Origin of the sequence: Protofrankia sp. Cas3 (assembly GCF_963555955.1) — a bacterium.
GTDB lineage: Bacteria > Actinomycetota > Actinomycetes > Frankiales > Frankiaceae > Protofrankia.
The window spans coordinates 1-21,085 of the sequence record NZ_CAUVXP010000037.1; the positions used below are offsets into that span (position 1 = coordinate 1).

The 21,085-nt window shown below is 68.4% G+C and carries 10 protein-coding genes; 8 read left to right on the forward strand and 2 right to left on the reverse strand.

Annotation, left to right across the window (positions count from 1 at the left end):
* The first annotated feature begins 19 nt into the window (after window positions 1-19).
* Entirely contained in the window at window positions 20-4,246 is a 4,227-nt protein-coding gene (gene pglW, locus U9983_RS09545; protein ID WP_322753657.1) for a BREX system serine/threonine kinase PglW, read from the forward strand.
* A 64-nt stretch (window positions 4,247-4,310) separates the two neighbouring features.
* On the opposite strand, the gene U9983_RS09550 is transcribed toward pglW, so the two are convergent.
* Entirely contained in the window at window positions 4,311-4,586 is a 276-nt protein-coding gene (locus U9983_RS09550; RefSeq protein WP_322753658.1) for a type II toxin-antitoxin system RelE/ParE family toxin, read from the reverse strand.
* Entirely contained in the window at window positions 4,583-4,867 is a 285-nt protein-coding gene (locus U9983_RS09555; RefSeq protein ID WP_322753659.1) for a type II toxin-antitoxin system Phd/YefM family antitoxin, read from the reverse strand. The genes U9983_RS09550 and U9983_RS09555 overlap by 4 nt, the downstream gene beginning before the upstream one ends.
* A 164-nt stretch (window positions 4,868-5,031) precedes the next feature.
* Between U9983_RS09555 and pglX the strand changes: the two genes are divergently transcribed.
* From pglX to U9983_RS09590, 7 genes are all read left to right on the forward strand, one after another.
* Window positions 5,032-8,571, forward strand: a complete 3,540-nt coding sequence (pglX, locus tag U9983_RS09560) for a BREX-2 system adenine-specific DNA-methyltransferase PglX (RefSeq protein WP_322753660.1) — start codon at window positions 5,032-5,034, stop codon at window positions 8,569-8,571.
* Window positions 8,568-12,212: a hypothetical protein gene (locus tag U9983_RS09565; protein ID WP_322753661.1), complete on the forward strand. Its 3,645-nt coding sequence runs from the start codon at window positions 8,568-8,570 to the stop codon at window positions 12,210-12,212. The genes pglX and U9983_RS09565 overlap by 4 nt, the downstream gene beginning before the upstream one ends.
* Window positions 12,212-14,854: a BREX-2 system phosphatase PglZ gene (gene pglZ / locus U9983_RS09570; protein ID WP_322753662.1), complete on the forward strand. Its 2,643-nt coding sequence runs from the start codon at window positions 12,212-12,214 to the stop codon at window positions 14,852-14,854. The genes U9983_RS09565 and pglZ overlap by 1 nt, the downstream gene beginning before the upstream one ends.
* Window positions 14,851-16,179: a BREX system ATP-binding protein BrxD gene (gene brxD / locus U9983_RS09575; RefSeq protein WP_322753663.1), complete on the forward strand. Its 1,329-nt coding sequence runs from the start codon at window positions 14,851-14,853 to the stop codon at window positions 16,177-16,179. Before pglZ ends, brxD begins: the two co-directional genes overlap by 4 nt.
* Before the next feature lie 8 nt (window positions 16,180-16,187).
* Window positions 16,188-18,347 carry a DEAD/DEAH box helicase gene (locus U9983_RS09580; protein WP_322753664.1) on the forward strand — a complete coding sequence of 720 codons (2,160 nt, stop codon included), beginning with the start codon at window positions 16,188-16,190 and terminating at the stop codon, window positions 18,345-18,347.
* Between the two features lie 382 nt (window positions 18,348-18,729).
* The gene (locus tag U9983_RS09585) at window positions 18,730-20,211 is read left to right on the forward strand and encodes a helix-turn-helix transcriptional regulator (RefSeq protein ID WP_322753665.1); all 1,482 of its coding nucleotides are present in this window, start codon (window positions 18,730-18,732) and stop codon (window positions 20,209-20,211) included.
* On the forward strand, window positions 20,202-20,918 hold the full coding sequence (locus U9983_RS09590) for a creatininase family protein (protein ID WP_416211329.1): 717 nt from the start codon (window positions 20,202-20,204) through the stop codon (window positions 20,916-20,918). The genes U9983_RS09585 and U9983_RS09590 overlap by 10 nt, the downstream gene beginning before the upstream one ends.
* Window positions 20,919-21,085 lie beyond the last annotated feature (167 nt).

A 21,085-nucleotide genomic window follows, 5' to 3' on the forward strand; every position in this document is an offset into this window, starting at 1 on the left:
GGCCAAAGGGCGACGCGCGATGGCGAAGCCGTCTCGCCCGGAGGCCCCAGGGGATGCTGCGGGGGTTCGGGTGGATGATCAGCGCTGGAAGCAGTGCACGCCGTCCGAGTTCGCCTGGGAGCGGGCGGCCCTGGGGTATCTCAGGACGCTGCTGCCGAACAGGGATCCGTTCCGGGCCTGGGCGAACGCGGAGTTCCTCGGCACCGACGGTTCGGTCAACGAGATCGATCTGCTGCTCGTCACCCCTGCCGGCATCGTCATCTTAGAGATCAAGTCGTGGTCCGGAGTACTCGTGGGCGATGCGGGCACGTGGCGGCAGACACATCGTGCCCCCGTCGACAACCCGGTCATCGGAGCGGCCCGTAAGGCACGGAAGCTGAAGTCGCTGCTGGCTTCCCAGCAGGCCATGCGCGGGCGTCGGGTGCCATGGATCGAGGGCGCGGTCTTCCTGAGCGACGCCCGCCTGGAGGTCAGGTTGACTCCGGAAGGCCGGGCGCATGTCTTCGGGCGTCACGACCAGCGCGAGCTCTCGAGCTTCCTCGACTACGCGCGCCAGCCTGGGAGGGTCGACGCGGACCTCAGCGGTGCTCTCGCCCGCGCGGTCGATCAGGCCGGAATCCGCCAGTCTCAGCGCGTCCGTACGGTGGGCAGCCTGCGTCTGGAGTTGCCGGCCTTCGGCGAGGGGCCTGGTTGGCAGGATTTTCTGGCCCGCCATCACCGGTTCGCGCAGGACCGGCCGCGCCGGGTCCGCATCTACCTGGCGAGCGGTGTCGACTCCCGTGACCAGCGCGACCAGCTGGTGCGGGCCGCGGAGCGGGAGTACCTAGCACTGCGTGGCATCAACCATCCCGGTATCGCGACGCCCGTCGACTTCGTCGAGCATGACCTCGGCCCGGCGGTCGTCTTCCACCATGACCCGGACCTGATCCGACTCGATCACTTCTTGCGGGAGTATGAGCGGGAGCTGTCCTTCGACGACCGGCTCGCGTTGCTGCGGGGGATCGCCGAGACGATGGCGTACGCCCACCGTCGGGTGCTCACCCACCGCGGGCTGAGCCCGCGCTGTGTCTGGGTACGCCGCCGGCCGGATGGCTTCTTCATCCAGATCACCGACTGGCAGACCGCATCGCGCGGTTCGGAGTCGACGACCGGGGCGTCGGTGACGGCCACCGGCGGCTACGCTGGGCTGGCCGACGAGGCCACGAGCGCCTACTTCGCGCCGGAATGGAGCTGGGGGACGACGAACGGGGTCACCCTCGACGTCTTCGGTGTCGGTGCGATCGCCTACCACCTGTTCACCGGCGGGCCGCCTGCGTCCACGTACGGGGCACTCACCCGGCGACTTGCCGAGCACGGCCGGTTGTCCCTGGCCCAGCAGATGGATGCCGTGCCGGCGGCGCTTGACGAGCTCGTGGCCGCTGCGACCGACGCCGACCCGGACAAGCGCACCCGGGACATGGCCGGCTTCCTGCTCGATCTCGACCTGGTGCGGGAACGGCTGGCCGCGGTCGAACAGGAGGCGACGGTTGTCGTCGACCCCTTGGAAGCGGAGGCCGGGGCCGAGCTGGACGGCGGATTCACGGTCATGGGGCGGCTGGGCCGCGGCTCCACCGCGCTTGCCCTGCTCGTGGAGCGCGACGGCGAGCGCGCGGTGCTCAAAGTGTCGCTTGACCGGGGCAAGGACTCGCGCCTCGCCGCCGAGGCCGCCGCGCTTACCGACCTGGGGGAGCATCCCGGTGTCGTGGAGTTGCTCAGCGATGGTGTCATCGACGTCGGTCCCCGGCGCGCGCTGCTGGTCTCGTTCGCCGGGACCCGCACACTGGCCCAGGAACTGCGGGTGCGGGGCCGATTGCAGCCCGAGTGGCTGCAGGAATGGGGCGATGACCTACTGGAGATCGTCCAGTGTCTGCAACAGCACGGCGTCGCCCATCGTGACATCAAGCCGGACAACCTGGGGGTGGCCGAGCGCGGTGGCAAAGGGAAGAAGCGGCAGCTCGTCCTGTTCGACTTCTCCCTGGCCAAGGAGCCGCTGGACTCGATAAACGCCGGCACCCAGCCGTATCTCGACCCGTTCCTCGGCCATGGGGAGCGCCGGCTGTGGGATCTGGCGGCCGAACGGTATGCGGCTGCTGTGACGCTGTACGAGATGGCCACGGCACGGCGACCGGCGTATGGGGCCGGCGGTGCGCACCCGGGTTTCACCGATGCCGACGTCACGATCGATCCTGAGCTGTTCGACAGGTCCTACGCGACGAGTCTCGCGCGGTTCTTCCGCCGGGCGTTGCACCGGGATGCGAAGAAGCGGTTCGACACGGCGGAGGAGATGCGCCGCGGCTGGGACATCATTTTCGCGGAGCCGGCCGCGGCAGTGTCACCGGCGCCGGTTCAGCGGGTCGGCCGAGAGACCCCGATCGGCGCGGCCGGACTGTCCCCGCAGGTCCTCGCCGTGTTGGAGCGGCTTGACATCGCGGCGGTCGGTGGCGCGATCGATCTTTCGCCGGCGCAGGTCGTCTGGCTGCCCGGTATCGGCACCAAGACGCGGTACCGGCTGCGTGAGGAGCTTGACCGGCTTGCCGTCCGCGTGGCCGAGTCCTCGGCGCAGCGGCCGAACCAGCCGACGTTGCTTGACCGGGTGGCCGCCGCGCTCGTCCCGGACGAGATTGACCGTCGTGTCGCCGAGGCTCTGCTCGGCCTCGGCGAGGACGGTGGTAGCGCGTGGACGAGCCTGCGTGACGCGGCCAGGACTCTCGGCCAGGAACAGCGCGCGGTACGGGACGCGGTCGCGAGGTTCGAGGAGCACTGGCTCGCCCTCGACGGGATGCGCGAGTTGCGGGACACGGTCGTCGAGGTCGTCGAGTCGGTCGGCGGGGTCGCGTCCGCGCGTCACTGCGCGGCAGCGCTGCTCGACTTCCAGGGCAGCACGGTCGAGGAGCCACTGCGGTCGCGGCTCGCTGAGGCGGTGGTACGGGCCGCGATCGACGCCGAGCTGGCCGATGGCTCGGTTGGCGACAGCGACATCGACGGCGACGGCGACGGCGACGGAGACCCGCGACTGGTCTACAGCCGTGAGCCCCACGGGATTCTCGTCGCTGCCGGTCCGCTGCATGCCGGGGACGCGCCTTCCACGGCGGACCGGCTCGACTGGGCCTCCCGGCTCGGTGCCGCGGCCGATGAGCTGGCCGGAACAGATCCCCTCCCCGTTCCAGCTCGGGTCATCGAGAGATTACGTGCCGTTGCCGCGCCTGGTGGGACCGATCCGTCGATGATCTTCCCTGAGCGGCTTGTCGAGGTCGCGGTCATCGCATCGCGGAGCACGGCCGCGACGCCGCGCCTTGAGGTCTACCCGCATGGTCTGGACGCGGGGCGCGCGCTGCGGTTGGCTGCCGGTGCGCTCTACGGCAGCACCGGGCTCACCCCCGAGCAGGTGGCCGAGCGGATCGCTGCCCGCTTCCCGCATGCCACTGCTCTGCCCGGCCGGCCTGACCTCGACGGGCTGCTCGAGTCGGCAGGCGTGCCGCTGCGCTGGGATGGCGATGCTGCGCAGTACCTCGCACGCCGGGTGGAGGCCCATGGCCTGACGTCGCTTGCGACCTACCGCGGCACCACGCCGCGTCGCGGCACGGGTGGCACGGTCGCCATGACCAGGGCCGGGTGGCGACGCGTCGAGGATCGGGTGCTGGCCATGGATGACAAGCTCGCCCGGTCGCTGGCGGACGGCGGATGGCTGGTGCTGTCGGTGCCGCCGCGCCGGCTCGTCCGCGTCGAACGGTGCCTGGCCGCGCAGGAGGTCACCGTCCTCGACGTGGAAAGTGCCCTGCTGGCGGGGATGCGCGACTTCTGCGAGCGTCACCGGGTGGCGTGGGCGCGGGTGCTCGCGGCGGACGCGGCCGAGCGGACGTCGCGTGAATGGGCCAATCTGTCGAAGGTCGCGCAGGCCGGCATGACCGCGGTGCGGGCCTCGATCGAGGCGGCGGGACCGGCCGTGCTGCTGGTGAACGCCGGTGTGCTCGCGCGGTACGACGCTTCGTTGACCCTGTTCGACGACCTGCGCGAATCGGTCCGGAAGGCTACCGCCGGCGCGGCGGTGCGCACGGTGTGGGTGCTCGTACCCTGGGCCGACGCGGAGAAGCAGCCCCTGCTCGACGGCGGCGCCCCGGTACCCCAGTTCGGGAACCAGTGGCTGGCGCTGTCCGAGGAGTGGATTGCCAGGCATGAGTCTCGCCTCGCCGAGGGGGGAGCGGCATGATCGAGAATAAGCGCCTGCTGGCCGATCTGCGGGTCCGCAACGCTCCGACTGCTTCTACCCGCTTCTACCCGCGGGGTCGGTAGACGTCCGCGCGGTGTTCGATCGCGACGACCTCGACCCGGTGGTTGTCGGTGTCAACGTGGTAAATGATGCGGTAGTCGCCTCGTCGCGCGCTGTGGAGTCCGGCGAGTTGGAGCTGGAGTGGCTTGCCGACGCGGTGGGGGTTGGCCGCCAGCGATCCGTAGAGGAACTCGACGACGGCGGTGGCGACTTTTTCGGGCAGGCGGCGAAGGGTGCGTCGAGTGGGCGCGGTGAAGGCGGTCTCGTAGGTGTCGGTCACCGGCCGGTGGCGAGGCGCAGTGCTTCGTCCTTGGTCAGGATGGTCGCCCCCGCCTCGTCGAGGTCGTCGAGGGACTCCCGGACGTCGGCTATGAGCTGGGTGCTGCCCATGACGGCAAGGGTCTCCTCAAGGGACTCCAGGTCGTCGACGCTGATGACGATCGCCGCTGGTCTGCCGTGCCGTGTGATCACGACGCGGCCGTGCTCGCGTTCGACGCTGTCCACAACCTCCGAAAGGCGGTTTTTCACCTCCGCCAGCGGCATCTGCTCAACGATCGACATAGCCACAACTATAGCCAGGACTGGCCGTTCCGGCGGGGGCACCGCTGGCCAGCCGGACCTACCGGCAGGACTCGGATCGTTGGCGCCTGAGTTGCTCGTCACCGGCGGGGTGTTGAATCGGCGGGTTGTCGGGTACGAGTCCCGGCTCGCCGAGGGGGAGCAGCATGATCGAGGCCAAGCGCCTGCTGGCCGATCTGCAGAAGCAGGTCCGCGGGTTGGAAACCGACCTGCGTGCGCAGGCGGAAGCCGGTGGCGAGGCGGACGCGCGGCTGCGTACGTGGTACGCGGAGGCGAAGGCCGGCCGGCGTACCGGGCTCACGTATGACACGTGGCGTGACCAGCAGTTCACCCAGGTGGCGGTCGGCTGGGTGCTGGCCTGCGTGTTCACCCGGTTCTGCGAGGACAACGGGCTGCTTGACCAAGCTATGCTCGCCGGGCCGGATGACCGCCTCGCCGAGGCACGGGAACGGCAGGGCCACTACTTCCGGGAGCGTCCGGCCGACTCCGACCTGGATTACCTGCGGGCGGCGATCGCCCGGCTGGAGCGGTACGACGCGACCCGGACGCTGGTCGACCGGCACAACCCGCTGCACCTGGCGGAGATGTCCCCGGACGCGGCTACCGGGCTGCTGGACTTCTGGCGCCGGATCGATCCGGACACCGGCGTGCTCAGCCACGATTTCCGTGACGAAAAGCTGTCGACCCGGTTTCTCGGCGATCTGTACCAGGATCTGTCCGAGCAGGCCCGTAAGGACTACGCGCTCCTGCAGACGCCCGAGTTTGTCGAGGAGTTCATCCTCGACCGCACCCTCGACCCGGCCATCGACGAGTACGGCCTGGATGGCCTCCGGCTCATCGACCCGACCTGCGGTTCCGGCCACTTCCTGCTCGGCACGTTCCACCGCCTGCTCGACCGCTGGCGGGAGCAGGAGCCCGGCATCGACGTCAGGGTCCACGTCGAGCGGGCGCTGGGCCAGGTGCACGGGGTCGACATCAACCCGTACGCGTCGGCCATCGCCCGTTTTCGCCTCGTTATCGCTGCCCTGACCGCCTGCCGCATCACCCGCCTCGCCGACGCCCCGACCTGGCGTATCCGGGTCGCGATCGGCGACTCGCTGCGCTTCGGCGTCCGCCACGGCCAGGAGACGCTGGAAGGTTTCACCGAGCATGTGCTCGCCGGTTCGGCCGGCGAAGGCGAGTTCGTCTACGAGTATGAGGACGCCCGGGAACTGGAGGATGTTCTCGGCCAGCGTTACCACGCCGTTGTGGGCAACCCCCCATACATCACCGTCAAGGACCCGGTACTCAGTAATGTGTACCGTAGCTTGTGGGACGCCTGCCATCGTCAATACGCTCTGAGTGTTCCATTCGCGCAGCGTTTTTTCGATCTTGCTGTGAGTGGTGGGTTCACCGGGCAGATCACCGCCAACTCCTTCATGAAGCGCGAGTTCGGCAGAAAACTCATCGAGAAATTTTTTCCGACCGTTGATCTTACTCACGTGATCGACACCAGCGGTGCCTATATTCCTGGGCATAATCGTGAAGGAACCCCGACGGTTATCGTGATTGGGCGCAATCGGGCGCCTGTTTCTTCAAGTGTGCGTGCGGTGCTACGCGTCCGGGGTGAGAATGGTCGACCCGAGAATTCGACAAATGGTAACGTTTGGTTGGCTCTCACTGGTCGCGTCGACCGGCCAGGATGGTCGGATTATTGGATCACTGTAGTAGACCTTGACCGCACTATATTGAAATCCCATCCGTGGTCGCTAGCAGGTGATGGTGCTATCGAACTCATCCAGGTCATCGAAAAAGCCGGTGATCGTTCGGTAGCCGAGGTGATCGCAGATATCGGTTTCGGTGCCGTTACGAGAGAGGACTCCGCCTTCGTTGTAGGCCACGGTACACTTCATCGGTTCCAGGTATCTAAAGATCATCGACGACCTTTGGTTGAGGGAGATGTCCTAAGGGATTGGCATATGGCTAGGCCTATAATAGCGGCTTGGCCATATAATCCGATCACGTTCCATGCGGAATCTGATCCCGGATTGCTTCGTTTGCTTTGGCCATATCGTTCCCACCTGAACCACCGTGTAGCCTATGGCCGGTCGCAGATTGAGCGAGGTTTGGCTTGGTTTGAGTATTCGATGTTTTTTGCGAAGCGCTACCGTACCTCAATGTCGATTGTTTATGCTTTCAAAGTGTCGCACAATCATTTTGTTCTTGATCGGGGAGAAAATGTCTTCAAGCAGACGGCTCCTTTGATTAATTTGATGGAGGGTGCAAGCGAAGAAGACCATCTCTCTTTGCTTGGCGTTCTCAATTCCTCCACCGTCTGTTTCTGGCTGCGGGAAAACACTCAGCATCAAGGGGGAGGATCTGCCGCACATCCATGGTCGTGGACATATGAATTTGCTAGCTCCATTGTGGAAAAGATTCCGCTAGCGGGCAGCTTAACACCAAAAAGGTCTCAGGAGTTGCATATATTGTCGCGACGACTCGACGAGCGTAGTGCCGGTGCCGTGTGTGCTGTCGGTGTCCCTACCCGGCAAGTGCTTGATAGGGCGCGTGCAGCTTACATTGAGACACGCCAGAAAATGATCGCGGCGCAGGAGGAGCTGGACTGGGAGGTCTACGACCTTTACGGGCTGCTCGGGGACGACGTCGACGAACTGATCGGTCACGGCGTGACGAAGCCGCCGCTGGCGCTGGGGGAGCGGGCGTTCGAGATCGCGCTGGCGCGCAAGGTGGCCGCCGGTGAGGAGAAGACCGAGTGGTTTACGCGGCACGGGTCGACGCCGATCACGGAGCCGCCGGCGCACTGGCCCGCGGACTACCGGGAGCTGGTCGAGCGGCGACTTCGAAAGATCGCCGACGATCCGTACCTGCACCTGATCGAGCGGCCCGAATGCAAGCGGCGCTGGGCCATCCGTCCATGGGAGGACATGGAGGCCGACGCGCTGCGGGGCTGGCTGCTCGACCGGCTGGAGGCCCGTGAGCGGTGGCACCGGCCGGAGCCGACGCCGCGCACCGTGGCCCAGCTCGCCGACGAGCTGCGCGCGGATGCCGACTTCGTCGCAGTGGCTTCGCTCCACGCCCGCGACACCGACCTCGGCGACGTTGTGGCCGGGTTGGTCAAGGACCAGCATGTCCCCTTTCTCGCCGCCTGGCGCTACACCGACACGGGCCTGCGTGTCCGCGCGCAGTGGGAGCGCACCTGGGACCTGCAGCGCCGCGAGGACGCGGGGGAGAAGGCCGGCGAGATCGACGTGCCGCCGAAGTACGAGAAGGGCGACTTCCGGGACATCGCGTACTGGCGCAACCGCGGCAAGCTGGACGTGCCCAAGGAGCGGTTCATCTCCTACCCGGACGCATCCCGCGACGGCACGCTGCTGCTCGGCTGGGCCGGGTGGGACCATCTGCAACAGGCACAGGCGCTCACCACCTATGTGACCGACCGGCGTGAGTCCGACGTGTGGGATGCGGGTAGGCTCACTCCGCTGCTGGCGGGGCTGGGAGAACTGCTGCCCTGGGTCGGGCAGTGGCATCCGGATGTCGATCCCGAGTTCGGCGTGCGGCCCGCCGACGCCTACACCGGTTTTCTCGACGAGCAGCTGCTTCAGCTGGGCCTTACCCGCGACGACCTCACCGGCTGGCGCCCGCCGGCCCGGACGAAGAAGAAGACGACGAAGCCGGCGAAGACATGACCCTGATCTCCGAACTCATCAACGTCCCCGAGACGGTGCACTCCGGGGACTTCGTCCTCGACCTTGCCCAGGGCGTCACCCACATCGAGCGCACCCTGCGCGACTATGTCGTCACGCCCGAGCTTGCCATCCGCTTCGGTGAGGCGCTCGGGATCATCAAGGGTGCTCTGGTTGACCGCAGCAGCAAGGCCGCCTATCTCGACGGCTCGTTCGGTTCGGGCAAGAGCCATTTCATGGCGGTGCTCAGCGCGCTGCTGGCGAACCATCCCGGTGCCCGGGGGATCGGTGAGCTCGCCCCGGTGGTCGCCAGGTTCGACGGTGATGTGATCGGTAAGCGGTTCCTGCTCGTGCCGTACCATCTCGTCGGCCGGCAGACGCTGGAGGAGGCCATCTTCGGCGGTTATCTCGCCCATGTCCGAGCACTGCACCCGGACACCCCCCTGCCGGCTGTTCTCATCGACACCCCGCTGATTGACACCGCGATCACGCTGCGGAGCAAGCTCGGTGATGATGCGTTCTTCGGACTCTTCGGAAAGGGCGACCAGGGATGGGGTGACCTGGGGCAGGCCTGGGACGCTGAGAGGTTCGAGGCGGCCCTCGCCGCCGGGCCAGGATCGAAGGAGCAGAAGGACCTGGTCGGCGCGCTGGGGGAGGCCCTGACCGGGTTCGCGGATCTTGCCCGCAGCGCCGGCACCGGCTATGTGAACATCGACGATGGACTGGCCGCGATCAGCCAGCACGCGGCGAGCCTCGGTTACGACGCGCTCGTGTTGTTCCTCGACGAGCTGATCCTCTGGTTCGCCACGAAGATGGCCGATCACGCCTGGGTGGCGAACGAGGCGCCCAAGGTGGCCAAACTCGTCGAGTCGGCCAACGCGGACCGGCCGGTGCCGATCGTCAGTTTCGTCGCCCGGCAGCGCGACCTGCGCGAGCTTGTGGGCACGAACCTGCCCGGCACCGACCATCTCGCGTTCGCCGACAGTCTCAAGTGGTGGGAGGGCAGGTTCGGTTCGGTCAAGCTGTCCGACAACAACCTGCCGGTCATCGCCTCGAAGCGTCTACTGAGGGTTAAGGGCGACGACGCCCGTGCGCAGATCGACACCGCGTTCGCGGCGATGGACCAGGTACGTCAGGACATCCGGTCCGCACTCATGACCGCGCATGCCGACCGCCACGCGTTCCGGCTGACGTACCCGTTCAGTCCGGCGTTCGTGGAGACGCTGGTAGCCCTGTCCGGTGCGCTGCAGCGGGAGCGGACAGCACTGCGGGTCATGCAGCAACTGCTCGTCGACCAGCGCGACACCCTCGCGCTCGGGCAGCTCGTCCCGGTCTCGGACCTGTTCGACGTGCTCGTCGCGAACGACGAGCCGATCAGCGGTGAGCTGGGTGCGCTGTGGCGCAACGCGCAGAAGGTGTATGCGGAGATCCGCCGGCTCATCCTGGAAAACCACGGGCTTGTCGAGGAAGCCGTGGACACGGTGCCGTCGACGCATGCCGTGCACCGTGACGACCGCATCGCGAAGACCCTGGTGCTCGCCGCGCTCATGCCCGAGGTCTCCTCCATGCGGGACCTCACCGCACGCAAGGTCGTCGCGCTCAACCACGGCTACATCCGGTCCCTGGTCTCCGGCCAGGAAAGCGGTGCCGTGCTCCAGGTGGTCCGCCAGTGGGCGGCCAGGCTCGGCGCGGTTCAGCTCACCGGTGACGACGCGAGCCCGCTGATCTCGGTGCGCCTGGACGGAATCGACATTGAGGGAGTCCTGGACAACGCCAAGGGCGCAGACTCCGACGGCACCCGACGGCAGGCGGCGCGGGCGTTGCTGTTCGAGGCACTCGGCGCATCCAAGGAAGTCACCCTTGACAGGGTCACCACCTACACCACGATCTGGCGGGGTACCAGACGCAGCGTCGAGCTGGTCCACGGCACCATCCGTGACCCCGGCGATCTCGGCGACAGCATGTTCGTACCGAACCACGACGGCTGGCGGGTAGCGTTCGGCTTCCCGTTTGACGACAAGGGACATTCGCCGGTAGAAGATTCCGACCGGGTGACCCGCCTGCGTGCGGCTCGGCCCGCCCGGACCGTCTGCTGGGTTCCGCGTCATTTCACCGCGCAGGTCGAACGGGACCTCGGCCGCTACGTGCGCCTGCAGTACGCCCTCGGGCCGAGCTTCGACCAGCTCGCCGGGCATCTGTCGGACAACGAGAAGGCCATCGCGAGGCAGCAGATGGCCGCGCAGCGCGACCAGTTGCGCAGCCGGCTGTCCAATGCTCTGCTGCAGGCCTATGGCGTCATCACACCGGACGAGACGCTCGTCGACACCGCGCATGGCGGGATCGACATATTCGTCAGTCTCGAACCCGGATTCACCCCCAGGGTGCCTGCCGGTGCCGGGCTACGACAGGCGTTCGAGAACCTTCTTGACCAGGTGCTGAGCTGGGAATACCCCGCTCATCCGCATTTCCCCGCCGAGGTCCGCCAGACGGATCTGCGCAAGGCGCATGTTCAGGTCCGCCGGGCGATCGAACACCCGGAACACCGGATCATGGTGGAGCCCGGTGAACGGCCGATTATGACGAAGGTCGCGAACCTGCTGCGACTCGGCGAGCAGCATGCCCAGTACTTCGTGCTCGGCCACCACTGGGAACAGCACCTTGGCCGTAAGATCGCCGAAGCCGAGGCGGCAGGACGGCCGATCATGGTCCGGGATCTGAGGCTGTGGCTCGACGAGCCACAGCGGATGGGTCTACCCCAGGAGATCGCGAATTTCGTCCTGATCGTCTTCGCCGAGCAGACCAACCGCAGCATCGTTGCGGGCCAGCCGATCGACGTCAGCGTTCTGCAGCCGCTGCCCGCCGATGCGCGGATCGTCGAGGAGCCGCTGCCGGACGGGGCGACCTGGTTGGAGGCCCGCGACCGGGCCCACGCCATCTTCGCGGTCGCCGACGTCACCGAGCTGTGTACCGCACGTAATGTCGCTCTGCTGGCTGAACGCGTCCGGCGCATCGTCGCGGACCGGATATCGGCGGCACGGACGCTGTATTCCGCTCTGGTCGAGCGGGGCCCGGCGGTGTTACCTGGAAGGGGCGATGCCGGTACGACCGAGCGCGTGCGGATCGCGGAAGGCGTCGTGCGGCTGTGCGAGGAACTGGCGGCGGCCACTGACAATGTGGCCCTCATCGGTTTACTTGCAGCCTTCGACCTGCCCGGTGTCCCGCTCCATCTGGGCCGGAGCCTGAGCACCGCCACCGATCTCGTCGCCGCCATCCGCCGGGTCGACTGGGATATCTTCGCCACCGTCACAGGCTGGGGCCTCGGGCATCCCCAGGGCGTGCAGGCGAAGGCGGTAGCCGACGAGCTTGCCGGCGTCTGGGCGGCCAACGAATGGGCCGAACATCTGCAGCCCGCCCTCGGCAAGGCCGACCGCGAAGTCCGACGGTTGGTCCTGGAAGCGACCAGGGACAAAAAAGATGACGGTGGGCAGATGGCACCGCCCACCAATCCCACCAATCCCGGGAAGGCCGCCGCGCAGGGTGAGCGCGTCATCGACCAGACCTCGGTGGCGGCCATGGCAGGTGTCCTTTCGACGCTTGCCGCACAGGGCAGACGCGTCCGCGTCACCTGGAAGGTCGTGGAGTGATGCTGCTGGCCACGCCGGTGCTGGTACGCGCCAAGGTGGCCGAGATCCTGCGCCGTGACGCCGAGGCCCGGGTGATCGCGCTGGCCGCAGCCCCGGTGTGGCCGCACGACGAGCGGTTGGCCGTGTCCACCGGCCGTGCGATGATCGTTCGACCCTGCGTGTCCACGCTCGCCATCCGCGATGAGCTCCAGCGGGTGGCAGACCTGGCGCCCGGTGATGTTCTGGTCCTGCTCACCGAGCACGAGACCAGCGAACTCGGGGCGAGCGTCACGGCCCGTTTCACCGGGCAGAAGGTGCTCCCGCTCGACCGTTGGCAGCAGCTCGCCAGCTTGTTCCGGGCACGTGACATCGACCCTGCGCTCGTCGAGGAGCAGTGGGCGGTCGACGCACTGCTCGCCGCACCCCCGGCGGAGGGCTACCCGGCCGTCGCGAACGGCTACCTTGATCGGGCGAGCGCGTTGAGCGTGCTAGCCGAGACCCAGGTCGGGCTGAGCCGCCTCGATATCGACCTTGCGGGGCTGCTCCAGTGGAGCATCGCCCCTGAACACCTGGTTGGTTGGACGGCGTTGGATCCGGCGATCCGTGACGGCCTCACCACGTGGCTCGCGGGCCGCGGCGGCCATGCGGACGTGGCCCGCGCGGTCCTGCGCTGTTTCGCCGGCGGGTACGGCCCTGACACCGTCGCCGTCGGACTGGTGCTCGCCGTGTTGACCCATCCTGATGTGCACGAGGCCGCGCAGGTGCCGCGAACCATGTTGGAGACGCGGGCGGCTGGCGGAGCCCTCGACGCGGCGACCGCCGCGGACTGGGGGCGGGCGGCCGAAGGCCTCGTCCAGCGGCTCCTGGCCCAGGAAGGCAGGGCAGTCGCGGGGAAGGTGTTGCGGCGCGCCGAGGAGCTTCTCATCGAGCAGGGCGCCGGCGACCTCGCCTTCCCGAGTACGGTCCTGGAGTCAGGTCTGGCTCAGCGGGTACGCAGCGTCGGATCGCAGATCGTGGCTCTGCTGCGCAAGCGGCGGTTGTGCGCGGCGGACCTCGCGCCGGTCGAGGGGGAATCCGCGCGACTCAAGGCGCACGCGCTCGCTGTCGACCACGGCGAACGGGTACGCCGGGTCGAGATGGCCGTCCGGTTGCTGCGCTGGTTGGCCTACCGGCAGGCCACTCCGTCGCCAGTGGCGGCGAGCCTCGCCGAAGCGGCCCGCCGCCAGCAGGCCGAGGACGCGTGGGTGGATGTGGCGCGCGCCCGGGTGTGGGAGGGCGACGTCGACCCGGCGGTCGCGGCGGCCTACCGGGCGCTGTGCGCGGCGGCCGACGCGGTACGCGCGGAACACGAGCAGCGGTTCGCCCACCTGCTCGCCGACCATGTCCGTACCGGCTCCACGCTGGGGGAGCTGCTGGGCGTCGAGGAGGTGCTCGGCGAGGTCGTGCTGCCGCTGTCGGCGCACCTGCGGGTGCTGTTGGTCGTGCTCGACGGGCTGTCCACGGGGGTGGCCCGGGAACTGCTCGCGGATCTGTCCGCGCGCGGCTGGGTCGAGCACACGCTTGCTCCGGCCCGTCCGGTGCTCGCGGCACTGCCGTCGGTCACCCGGGTCTCGCGGACGAGCCTGCTGTGCGGACGGCTCACCGACGGTACCCAGAGCCACGAACGCGCCGCCTTCCACGAGCGGGGCTGGCCGCTGTTCCACAAGAACGATCTCACCACGGCCGGTGCCGGTGACGCCCTCGCGCCGAGGGTCGCCGACGAGATCCGGGGCGGCAACGCCGTGGTCGGGGTCGTGGTCAACACCGTCGACGAGGCTCTCGACAAGGGGGGCCGCGCACCGTGGACAGCTGACTCGGTGGATCATCTCCTCGACCTGCTGGCCGTCGGCCACGAATCCGACCGCGTCGTCCTCCTGGTCAGCGATCACGGACATGTCCACGAGCGCGGTTCCCGGCTGTCGGCCGACGACAGCGGCGGCGCCCGGTGGCGGTCGTCGGCCCAGCCACCCGTGGACGACGAGGTCGAGCTGACCGGTCCGCGCGTGCTGCTCGGCCACGGGCGGATCGTCGCCGCCTGGAACGAGGGGCTGCGCTACACCGACATCCGTAACGGTTACCACGGCGGGGCAAGCGCCCAGGAGGTCGTGATCCCGCTTGCGCTGCTGGGCCGGGCCGAACGTGAACTGCCCGGCTGGGCACCCGTCCACCATGCAGCCCCCGACTGGTGGGTGGAGTCTGCCCCGGCGGTGGCGACACCCCGCACGCCGACGCCATCCCCGCGAAGGGGCCGGTCGGCGGCGCGCGCCGTTCCGGCGGAACCCGCTGCACCTGCGCTGTTCGATGCGGCCGAGGTGGTCGCGGACAGGTGGGTTGAGCGGGTGCTCGCAAGTGACGTGATGGTCGCGCGGCTGGCGCGGATGCGCCGCGGGACCATGCCCGCGGATCGACTGGCAGTATTGCTGCGCATGCTGGACCAACGTGGCGGCGGCGCCACCCGGGCGGTTGTGGCTCGCACCCTCGACGTGCCCGAGGTCCGTGTCGGCAGCCATGTCGCGGCTGCGCAGCGGGTCCTCAACATCGACGGCTACGAGGTGCTGAGGATCGACGGAGATGTTGTGCGGCTCAATGCGGCGCTGTTGAAAACCCAGGCCGGCCTGACATGACCATCTCCGAACAACGCCGCCAGGAGGTGATCGACGCGCTCCGCCGGGGTACGGTGCCCCAGCAGGGCCTCGACGCGTTGGCCGTCGGTCTCGACCGGTTCTCCTCGGCGATCGGTGCGGATTTCGATCGGCTCGTCCGTGGGCAGGCGACGTTCAAGGCGATTCGCGGCGAGTACGGCGCCGGGAAGACGTTCTTCACCAGGTGGCTTGCCGAGCAGGGCAAGCGGCGTGGTTTCGCCACCGCCGAGATCCAGATCTCCGAGAACGAGACGCCACTGCACCGGCTCGAAACCGTCTACCGCCGGCTCGCCGAACGACTCTCGACAGCCGAGTTCGCGCCCAGCGCACTGCGTCCGGTCGTCGACTCCTGGATCTTCGCGCTGGAAGAGGACGTCCTCGCCGGTGGCGACGTCGGCGAGGATGAACTTGCGCGGGGAGTCGAGGATCTCCTCGAGCAGCGACTGGCCGCGCTCGGGCGGGTCGCCCCGTCCTTCTCCGCGGCCCTGCGCGCCTACCGACGGGCGGTGGCCGCGGGCGAGACCGCGGTCGCGGAAGGGCTGATCGCCTGGCTGGGCGGGCAGCCGCACGTGGCCGGGGCGGTGAAACGCGCTGCCGGGGTACGCGGTGACCTTGACCACGACGGCGCGCTGGGCTTCCTCCAGGGGCTGCTCGCGGTCCTCACCGACAGCGGCCACACCGGGCTCGTAGTCATCCTCGACGAAGTAGAGACACTGCAGCGCGTGCGCGGAGATATCCGCGACAAGGCACTCAACGCGCTGCGCCAGCTCATCGACGACGTGGACGCGGGCCGGTTCCCCGGGCTCATGCTCGCGATCACGGGAACTCCGGCGTTCTTCGACGGTCCGCAGGGAGCTCAGCGGCTCGCACCCCTTGCCCAGCGGCTCCACGTCGACTTCCTGCCGGATCCGGCGTACGACAACCCACGGGCCGTGCAACTGCGGCTCCCCAGCTTCACCCAGGCATCGCTGGCGGAACTGGGCGGCCGGATCCGGGACCTGTACGCAGCCGGATGCGCCGAGCCGAGGCGAATCGACGCCGCCGTCGACGGCGGCTACATCACCGCACTCGCCGACACCGTGGCCGGCCAGTTCGGCGGACGGGTCGGGGTCGCACCGCGCATCTTCGTGAAGAAGCTCGTCGACGTCCTGGACCGCGTGGACCAGTTCCCGACCTTCGACCCACGCCGCGACTACGTCGTCCGGCTCGCCGCCGGCGAGCTCACCGACACCGAACGGGCGGCCATGCCCACCCCGCCGCAGCCACCACCGGCCACGTCCGTCGACGACATCGACCTGCGGCTGTGAATGATCCGGTGAGCGACAGCGCCTTCTCAGACCTGGATCCGGCCGTTCAGTACCACGTGGTCAACAGTCTGCGGTGGCCCGCGTTGCGACCGTTGCAGGAGGCTGCGATCCGACCGCTGCTCGCGGGCCACGACGCTCTGCTGCTCGCGCCCACCGCCGGCGGGAAAACCGAGGCGGCCATGCTGCCGCTGTTGTCGCGGATGACCGGGGACGGCTGGCGCGGGTTGTCCGTCCTGTATGTGTGCCCGTTGCGGGCCCTGCTCAACAACCTCGAACCGCGGCTGTCCGCGATGTGCGGATGGCTCGGTCGGCGGGCCGCGGTATGGCATGGCGACGTTGCCGACTCGGTGAAGCGCCGGCTGGCCGCTGATCCACCTGAAGTGCTGCTGACCACGCCCGAGTCGATCGAGGCGATGCTTCTTTCTGCCCGGGTTGACCACCGGTGGCTTTTCACCGATCTGCGAGCCGTCGTCGTCGACGAGGTACACGCGTTCGCCGGTGACGACCGAGGCTGGCACCTGCTCGGGGTGTTGGCCCGGCTCACCCGGCTCGCCGGCCGGTCGCTCCAGCGAGTAGGCCTGTCCGCGACGGTCGGAAACCCGGACGCGCTGCTCGACTGGCTGGCGAACGGATCAACCCGGCCACGCACCGTCGTCAGGCCAGCTGATGAAACGGTTGACGTGGATGCATCCCCGGATGGGGCGGCCGGTGCGCAGGCGTTCGGAGCCGGGGCAGCCGCTCCCGGGATCGAGCTCGACCATGTGGGGTCGGTCGCCAACGCCGCGTTGGTCATCGCCCGTTTGCACCAGGGCGAGAAGAGGCTTGTTTTCTGCGATTCCCGCAGCCAGGCCGAGGAACTGACCGTTGCGCTGCGCGGGCTCGGTGTCCGGGTGCACGTGTCCCACTCGTCGCTGTCCAGGGATGAGCGACACCAGGCCGAGACGGCTTTTGCGACCTCGACCAACTGTGTCATCGTGGCTACGTCCACGCTGGAGCTCGGGATCGACGTCGGTGACCTGGACCGGGTCATCCAGATCGGCGCCCCCGCAACGGTGGCCTCTTTTCTCCAGCGTCTCGGGCGGACCGGCCGCCGTGCCGGATCCCGCCGCAACACGTTGTTCCTGGCGACCTCGCGGAACTCGCTCTGGCGTGCCGCGGCGCTGACGTTGCTCTGGCAACGCGGATATGTCGAACCCGTCATCCCACCGGCGCTGCCACGCCACATCGTCGCCCAGCAGATCCTCGGACTCATCCTGCAGGAACGTCGCCTTGTCCGTAGCGACATCTTCGAATGGCTTGGCGCGCTCGCCCGCACCCCCGGGGCACAGGAGGTGCTGGCGCATCTGGCCGCGTCCGGCTTTGTCATCGACTCCGGCGGGCTCGTATCCATCGGGCCCCGCGCGGAGGCGGAATTCGGACGACGTTTCTTCCTCGATCTGACGTCGGTGTTCACCAGTGAGCCGATGCTGGCGGTTGTCTGGGGGCGCGGCACGCTCGGCCATCTGCCGCCGCTCGCGTTCACCGCCCGGACGCAGGACGGGCCGCGGGTTGTCCTGCTCGGGGGCCGGGCCTGGAAGGTCGATCACATCGACTGGCGGAAAAGGCGGGTCTGGGTGGAGCCGAGCGAGTTCCGTGGGCGCTCGCGTTGGAGCAGCGACAGCCGTGCGATGTCCTGTGCCCTGGCCCGCGCCCATCACGACGTCCTCGCCGGGCAGACCGCGGATGTCGCGATGTCCCGCCGGGCTGTCCACGCGCTTGACGAGCTCCGGGAGAAGTACCCGTTCGCGGACGGCGGGCCGGGGGAGCGCACCTACCTCGTCCGGGACGCGGCCGCGCCACCGGTGTGGTGGACCTTCGCCGGGTTCGCGGCCAACTCGGCGTTGGCCGCCGGTCTGGGTGAACTTGTGGATCCGGACGCCGCGGTCGGGGATCTGCGTGTGCGGCTCCACCCGCATGTCACGGCCGCAGATCTACGCGGGATGATTGACCGGCGATCCGCCGACCTTGTTGTCGCCCGCCCGGACATCGATGACGACGCGGTGAAAGGCCTCAAATTCTCCGCGGCGGTCCCGGGTGAACTCGGCAGACAGACCCTCGCCGAACGCCTTGCCGACCCGGGCGCCGTACAGGCGTGCGTGCGGGCCACCATTCGTGATGTTGTTCGATGACGCGATTAGTACCACTTTTGGCCATGGAGCGTGGCAGCGTGGCAGCGTGGCCGCACGGTGTGATGTGGCGGGCGAGCACGGCGCGCAGTCCGCGCTGAAGCTGTCCAGCCTCGGGCCAGCTGCGCCAGTAGCTGACCGGCGGGCTCGAAGGCGGCGATCCAGGTGTCGCTGGTAGCCGAGCAGGCGCAGGGTACGGCGGAAGGCGTCGGCGGGTGGACTTCAACGCTCCGCCTCTGCTGATCTGGGGATACGTCGATGGATGCGGGCAGCGTTCGCGGCGGTGCCCACACGCAATGCCGTATCTGTGATCAATCCATTACTATGGACATGTCCCGCTTGGAATGGGACCAGCGACGATGAGGGGAAGGGGCGTGGCGTCGTCATGGGCAAACCCGGCCAACGGGTTGAACAGGACGAACTGCGCGCTCGGATGCGCGCGGTCGGAATGAGCCACGACGAGATCGCCGTCGAGTTCGCCCGCCGCTATCGGATACGCCCCCGCGCCGCTCACCGCGTCGCCCATGGCTGGACCCAGCAGCAGGCAGCCGATCACATCAACGCCCACGCCGCCCGCACCGGCCTCGACCCTGACGGCGCCGCCACCCGGACCGCGCCATGGCTCAGCGAACTGGAGAACTGGCCAGTTCCGCTCCGCCGCCGACCTACGCCCCAGCTTCTCGCCCTGCTCGCCGAGGTCTACGGCACCACCGTCCACAACCTGCTCGACCTCGACGACCGCGAGAACATGCCCCCCGCGGATCTCATGCTTATCAGCCAGATCCGTAAGGGACTGCCAACGGCGCGCCAAGACTCTGAAGGCAAGACCGTGCGGGAAGCTGTCATCGGCGGCGTCTCCTTAACGACGACCACCGAGATCGCGGCCGACAACGGCGGATTCGCGCACCAGTTCGATTTGGTGCCGGAACCAGACGTGTTCGGTCAGCCGTCGGCAATCGGCGTTGACATTACGGATCCGACGGAGCATTGGGTCGAGCTATTGGGTTTGGTTGCCGGGAAGTCCAACGACGGTGGGCCCGGCTCGGTGTGGAGCCTGGCCCGCGGGCAACTCGCATTGCTCGACGCGTGCCGCCGGACGTCACCGGTCGAGAATCGTCAGCTTCTCGCGGTCCAGGCCCGGTGGTCGGAGTTCCTCTCCTGGCTCGCCGACAACCTCGGACGTCCGCGCTCTGGGAGGATGTGGGCCGAGCTGGCGTATAGCCAGGCCACCGAGGCTGGCGACCGTCGTACCGCGAGCTATGTCCTGATGCGACGGGCTCAGCAGGCTGCTGATCAGGGGCGTGGCTGGGAAGCCGTCGCGTTGGGGGAAGGTGCGACTGCCCTCGATTCCAGCAGTGTGTGTACCGCCGCGCTGTGTCTCGTCCGCCAGGCGCACGGCCATGCCCTCAACCGCGACGCTGCCGCCTCCCGGGCTGCCGTTCGCCAGGCCGTCCGGTTGCTGGCAGGTGCCGAGGTGGACCCGGACCCGCTGGACGGCCACTGCACGGACCTTTACGTGGCGGCGTATGAAGGTCGCTGCCGGCTGCTGCTCGGTGACCTGGACGGGGCGACGCGGATGCTGGAAGAGGTCCTGGCGAACTGGCCGGACGGGCTGCGTCAGGATGAGGTCATGTGGCGGGCCTGGCTGGCGGATGCGCACACCGCGGCCGGGCGCATGGCCGAGGCGGGAGCCGAGGGGCTGCGTGCGCTGGAACTCGCCCAGGCCACGGGTTCAGCACGCGCGGACACTGTGCTCGACAGTATGGCGGGCGTGCTCGCGGGAGCCGATCGGGTGGTCGAGGTCGGCCAGTTCCTTGCCGCTTGCCGGGTTGTGAGCGCCGCGAGGAGGAGACAGCCATTCCTATGATCACCACGGCGATCAGCGCCGAGGCGGAGCGAGCCGGGGCGCGGGCGGCCGTGTTGCCGGTGGGCAGCTTCGAGCAGCACGGCGCTCACCTCCCCCTCACGACGGACACGTTGATCGCCCAGGCGATCGCCGAGGCTGCGGCTGATGCGTACGGCCTGTTCCTGCTCCCGCCGGTCACGTTCTCGTGCTCCCACGAGCACGCCTCGTACCCGGGAACGGTGAGCATCTCGTCGGTCACTCTGACCTCGGTCGTCCGTGACGTCGCCAGCTCTCTGTGTCGTTCCGGCATCGCCGCAGTGGTGCTCGTCAACGGTCACGGGGGCAACTACGTCCTGAACAACATCGTTCAGGAGGCCAACATCGACGGGCCGAGCATGACGCTGTTCCCTGGACGGTCGGACTGGGCGGCGGCCCGCGCCGCCGCCGAGCTGGAGACCGACGCCCACGACGACATGCACGCCGGCGAGCTGGAGACCTCCATCCTTCTGCACGTGCACCCCGACCTCGTCCGGCCCGGCTGGGAGACCGCCGACGAGGGAGGCGGCCCCCGACCGCACCTCCTCGTCCACGGCATGACGGCGTACACGCGGACGGGAGTGATCGGCCGCCCCTCGCTCGCTACCGCGGAGAAGGGCAAACGGCTCCTGGCCAGCCTGACCAGCCTGATGAGCGACCACCTCGACGCCCTCGGCTTGACTGGTCGCTGACCACGTTCCACACCCAGCTTCACCGGTCACAGGAGAACCGCGCTGCGGGGCGAAGCAGTCGCGCAATCAGACGGAGGTCCGCTGCGCTCGGGCCGCGCCTGGCCACCCGAACGACTGGGCATGTATCCCGGCGTGTCAGGCCGAACACACCAGCACGGCGGACGTCA

Coding starts and splice junctions, on each gene's coding strand:
- U9983_RS09585 (WP_322753665.1), top strand. CDS start 18,730: ATGGGCAAACCCGGCCAACGGGTTGAACAGGACGAACTGCGCGCTCGG.
- U9983_RS09565 (WP_322753661.1), top strand. CDS start 8,568: ATGACCCTGATCTCCGAACTCATCAACGTCCCCGAGACGGTGCACTCC.
- U9983_RS09555 (WP_322753659.1), bottom strand. CDS start 4,867: ATGTCGATCGTTGAGCAGATGCCGCTGGCGGAGGTGAAAAACCGCCTT.
- brxD (WP_322753663.1), top strand. CDS start 14,851: ATGACCATCTCCGAACAACGCCGCCAGGAGGTGATCGACGCGCTCCGC.
- pglW (WP_322753657.1), top strand. CDS start 20: ATGGCGAAGCCGTCTCGCCCGGAGGCCCCAGGGGATGCTGCGGGGGTT.
- pglX (WP_322753660.1), top strand. CDS start 5,032: ATGATCGAGGCCAAGCGCCTGCTGGCCGATCTGCAGAAGCAGGTCCGC.
- pglZ (WP_322753662.1), top strand. CDS start 12,212: ATGCTGCTGGCCACGCCGGTGCTGGTACGCGCCAAGGTGGCCGAGATC.